The organism is Mesorhizobium sp. M0848 (assembly GCF_040319805.1).
GTDB lineage: Bacteria > Pseudomonadota > Alphaproteobacteria > Rhizobiales > Rhizobiaceae > Mesorhizobium.
This window is the reverse complement of the sequence record NZ_JAMYOM010000064.1, coordinates 1-3,804: the sequence shown is the minus strand read 5'-3', so window position 1 is coordinate 3,804 and position 3,804 is coordinate 1. Positions and strand designations below refer to the sequence as shown.

General features: G+C 65.3%; 3 protein-coding genes. 2 read left to right on the top strand and 1 reads right to left on the bottom strand.

All coding sequences use genetic code 11. The features are described 5' to 3' along the window. Window positions 1–771: DDE-type integrase/transposase/recombinase (locus NKH95_RS33200; RefSeq protein ID WP_352894577.1), on the bottom strand; the 771-nt coding region annotated here is incomplete at its 3' end. Window positions 772–963: 192 nt separating this feature from the next. Between NKH95_RS33200 and NKH95_RS33195 the strand changes: the two genes are divergently transcribed. Continuing rightward, window positions 964–2,526, top strand: a complete 1,563-nt coding sequence (locus tag NKH95_RS33195; RefSeq protein ID WP_128305540.1) for a sugar ABC transporter ATP-binding protein — start codon at window positions 964–966, stop codon at window positions 2,524–2,526. After that, the gene (locus NKH95_RS33190; protein ID WP_352443288.1) at window positions 2,523–3,539 is read left to right on the top strand and encodes an ABC transporter permease; all 1,017 of its coding nucleotides are present in this window, start codon (window positions 2,523–2,525) and stop codon (window positions 3,537–3,539) included. Before NKH95_RS33195 ends, NKH95_RS33190 begins: the two co-directional genes overlap by 4 nt. The last annotated feature ends 265 nt before the right edge of the window (window positions 3,540–3,804 follow it).

Below are 3,804 nucleotides of genomic sequence, written 5' to 3'. Positions count from 1 at the left end.
ATTTTCGAAAGCAGGTCCGGCCATCGCTTCGGCCTTGAGCGAGCGGTGGAAGCGCTCTTCCTTGCCCAGCGTCTGCGGATGCAGAGGCCTGGAATGGGAGATGGCGACGCCGTGCTCGATCAGCCAGACGGTGAAGCGTGTGAAGTTGCTTCGTCCGCCATCTCCCCACGGTGGGCCGTTGTCGAAAGCCATGCGCTGCGGCAGCCCATAGCGGCGAAAGGCGGCAATCAGGTGGGGTTTGACCGTTTCGCCGGTCTCGTTGATGCAAGCCTGCAGCACGACGGAGAAGCGCGAATGGTCGTCGAGCGCGGTCAGCGGATGCAGCCGGCCGCCCTGCCGCAACGCGACATGGCCCTTGAAGTCCATCTGCCACAGATCGTTGGGGGCGGCATGCTCGAAGCGCCCGAACGGCTTGGCTCCACCCCCGAGCAAACCCAGCTCGACGCCATTGCGGTGCAGGATCCCGGTCACCGTGGAAGGTGCAGGCGAACCGGTTCCCTCGCGCTGCAGGACCTTGGAGATCTTGCGTCCGCCCCAGGCCGGGTGCGCCCGGCGCATGCCAAGAACCGCCGCCTCGACTGCATCCGGGCTGCGCGCCGGGCTCGTCGCTGGACGGCGCGATTGCTCCGCAAGCCCGGCTTCGCCATAGGCGCGATACCGCGCGATCAACTTGTGACCACAGGTTCGGCCAATCCCGAAACGACGACAAAGCGCACTGACATTGCTGCCATCCTGCACCGCAAGACGCACAAACTCCAACTTCCCATCCATCACGCTGGTGTTCCCAAATGGCATCGCGAACCTCCCGGCGCAAAGCACGCCAAACTGTTCGCGATGTCCTCGCACACCTGTTCGCGATGTCTCCGGTCCAAACACCCCCTTGCGGGGGAGATGGCCGGCAGGCCAGAGGGGGGTGTTCAAGTGCTGAGCGTGCCGGCATGAACTGCATCAGAGGAGCAACCCTTGCCAGCTGAATCCGCATCGCCCGAACCCGTCCTGCTCGCCGTCGAGGGCATCACCAAGCATTTCGCCGGCGTCACCGCGCTAAGCGATGTCTCGCTCGACATCCGCCCCGGCGAAATCCTCGGCCTGCTGGGCGAAAACGGCGCCGGCAAGTCGACGCTCTTGAAAATTCTCTCGGGCGTCATGCCGCCGTCGGGCGGCCGCATCACTTTCGACGGTGCCGATTATCATCCATCCAGCCCGCAGGATGCCAAGCGGCTCGGCATCGTCACCATCTACCAGGAACTGAGCCTGATCCCGACGCTGACTGTGGCGGAGAATATCTTTATCGGCCGCGCGCCGATCGGTCCGCTCGGGCTGGTGAGTTGGGGGCGCATGGAGCAAGAATCGCGCTCGATCATCGCCCGCGTCGGCCTCTCCATCGATCCGATGACGCCGGTGTCGGCGCTGTCGGTGGCCGAACAGCAACTGGTCGAGATTGCCCGCGCCCTGTCGCTGAAAAGCCGGCTGATCATCATGGACGAGCCGACCTCGGCGCTGACCGAGACCGAGGTGCAGCGGCTGCTGTCGATCATGGATCGGCTGCGCAAGGACAAGGTCGCCATCATGTTCGTCACCCACCGGCTGGAGGAAGCGTCCGCCATATGCGATCGCATGACGGTGCTGCGCGACGGGCGGCTGGCCGGGCATCTTAACCGCGAGGGCGGACCGATCGCGCTGCCCAAAATCATCGAGAAGATGGTCGGCCGCGCGGCGTCCGAGCTCTACGCCCGGCCGGCGCAGCGCGCGGTGGCCGGCGATATCGTGCTGTCGGTGCGCGGCCTGCGCACCGTTCGCGACCCCGAGGCGCCCCACGCCATCGTGCTCGACGGCGTCGACATCGACCTCAAGGCCGGTGAAATCCTCGGCGTCGCCGGGCTTGTGGGGTCCGGCCGCACGGAACTGGCGCGCGCCATCTTCGGCGCCGACCGCATCGCGGCCGGCACCATCACGCTCGACGGGAAGCCGATCGCCCCGGCATCACCCGCGGACGCCATTGCGCTCGGCATCGGCCTGCTACCGGAGGACCGCAAGCACCAGGCGATCTTTGCCGCGCTGGGCATCCTGCCGAATTTCTCCATCGCTTCGCTGGGCAGCTTCAGCAACGGTTTCGGCTTCATGGCCGAGCGGCGCGAGCGCGATGCGCTGTCCGGGTTTCGCAAGATGCTGTCGATCCGCATGGCTTCGGCCGAGCAGGCGATCGAAGGCCTGTCGGGCGGCAACCAGCAGAAGGTGATCCTGGCGCGCTGGCTGGCGCGCGATCCGAAAGTGCTGATCGTCGACGAGCCGACTCGCGGCGTCGATGTCGGCGCCAAGACAGAGGTGCACCAGATCCTGGTGCAGCTTGCGGCGCGCGGCATTGCGGTGATGATGATTTCGTCCGAGCTGCCCGAGGTGCTTGCGGTGTCGGACCGCATCGTCACCATGCGCCGGGGACGCATCACCGGCCAGATGCCGGGCGTCGAGGCAAACGAGGAAAGACTGATGGAACTGATGGCACTCGACCGCAAGGAGATACTATGAGCGTGGCGGGGGAACAGGATCAGCGCGGCGGTATCAACTTCGCGCGGCTTTTGATGAGCTTCGGGCCGCTGCTGTTCTTGGTGGCGCTGATCATCGTCTTCACGGTGCTGAAGCCGAGCTTCATGGACCCGATCAATTTGTTCAACATCACAAGGCAGATCTCGATCACCGGGCTGATTGCGCTCGGCATGACCTTCGTCATCCTCACCGCCGGCATCGACCTGTCGGTCGGTTCGCTGCTCGCCTTCTGCGGTATGGTCGCCGCCGTGGTCGCCAAGGGCGGCTCCGCCAACACGCTGTCGCTGTCGACGAGCGGCACGCAAGGGTTCGGCTGGTTCGCAGCACTCTTGGCCGCCGTCGTTGTGGGCGCTGCTGCCGGCGGGGTGCAAGGGCTTGTCATCACCCGGCTAAAAGTGCCGCCCTTCGTCGTCACGCTGGGCGGGCTGACGGTGTTTCGCGGGCTGACGCTGACCATCTCAAACGGCGGCCCGATCTCGGGCTTCGACGCCTCGATGCGCTGGTTCGGAACCGGGCTGATCGGCCCCGTGCCGGTGCCGGCGCTGATCTTCGCCGCGGCCGCCATCCTGTGCCACATCGTGCTGCGCTACACGCGCTACGGCCGAGCCGTCTATGCCGTCGGCGGCAATGCCGAGGCGGCAAGGCTGTCGGGCCTGCGCGTCGACCGCATCCTGATCTCGGTCTATGTCATCGTCGGCTTTTTTGCCGGGCTTGCCGCCTTCGTGCTGTCGGCGCGGCTGAACTCCTCCGAAGCAGTCGCCGGTATTGGCTACGAGCTGACGGTCATCTCGGCCGTCGTCATCGGCGGCACCTCGCTGTTCGGCGGCATCGGCTCTGTCGGCGGCACGGTGGTGGGCGCCGCGCTCATCGGCGTGCTGCAAAACGGGCTGCAGTTCAACAACGTCTCGTCCTACACGCAAAGCATCGTCATCGGGCTCATCCTGATCCTGGCGGTGGCGTTCGACCGGTGGCTGAAATCGCGGGTGAGAAGGTGAGGAGCAAAGGGGGAGGAGCGGTTGGCGCCCAGGCACCCCCCTCTGTCCTGCCGGACATCTCCCCCGCAAGGGGGGAGATTGGCAGCTTCGTCCTCGCCGCTTTCTCTTCAACGTTGAAAATTGGCGAAAGCAGTCATGACGTCCAATCTCCCCCCTTGCGGGGGAGATGTCCGGTAGGACAGAGCGACTATCTGGGGTGTCAAGTTGCAATTACGAACTCGTTGCGCGCATCGCGTGCTTTTGCATTGAGGATGACCAGGAGTTT

Coding starts and splice junctions, on each gene's coding strand:
- NKH95_RS33190 (WP_352443288.1), top strand. CDS start 2,523: ATGAGCGTGGCGGGGGAACAGGATCAGCGCGGCGGTATCAACTTCGCG.